General features: G+C 61.8%; 1 protein-coding gene. It reads right to left on the reverse strand.

Going from position 1 to position 652, the window contains the following annotated elements; translation table 11 throughout:
- Positions 1 to 623: IS5 family transposase (locus tag QWY76_RS20035; protein ID WP_290313342.1), on the reverse strand; the 623-nt coding region annotated here is incomplete at its 3' end.
- Positions 624 to 652 lie beyond the last annotated feature (29 nt).

Below are 652 nucleotides of genomic sequence, written 5' to 3' on the forward strand. Positions count from 1 at the left end.
GTGACATCGGCCACATTTGCCGAGGTGGCAGCGACACTGTGGGTCAGGCCGGTGACAGCATCGACGCCGATATGGGCCTTCATGCCGAAAAACCACTGGTTGCCCTTCTTGGTCTGCTTCATCTCCGGGTCGCGTTGCTTGGCCTGGTTCTTGGTGGAGGGCGCGGCCGCCACGATGGTGGCATCGACGATGGTGCCCTCGCGCATGAACAGTCCCTGCTCGGCCAAGCTGGCGTTGATCTCCTCGAAGATCCGCTGGGTCAGCGCATGCTTCTCCAGCAGATGTCGGAAACGCAGCAGTGTGGTGGCGTCCGGCACGCTCTCGATGGCCAGGTCGATACCGATGAAATCGCGCATGGCCTGGCTGTCATAGATGGCATCTTCCAGCGCCTCGTCGGCAAGCGCATACCACTGTTGGAGGAAGTAGATCCGCAGCATGCGCTGCTCCAGGCCAATGGGCGGCCGGCCCCGCTTACCCGCCGCGTTGGGGAAGTAGGACGGCGACAGCGCGTCGATCAGCCGTTGCCAAGGAACCAGGGCATTCATCTGGACCAGGAACCGCTCTCGGCGGGTAACCTTCTTCTTGTTCTGGTGCTCAGCCTGGGCAAACGAGATCTGCTTCATTGGGTGGCTCTATCAGACGGCGGCAGGAA

The organism is Halomonas maura, assembly GCF_030409305.1.
Taxonomy (GTDB): Bacteria; Pseudomonadota; Gammaproteobacteria; order Pseudomonadales; family Halomonadaceae; genus Halomonas; species Halomonas maura.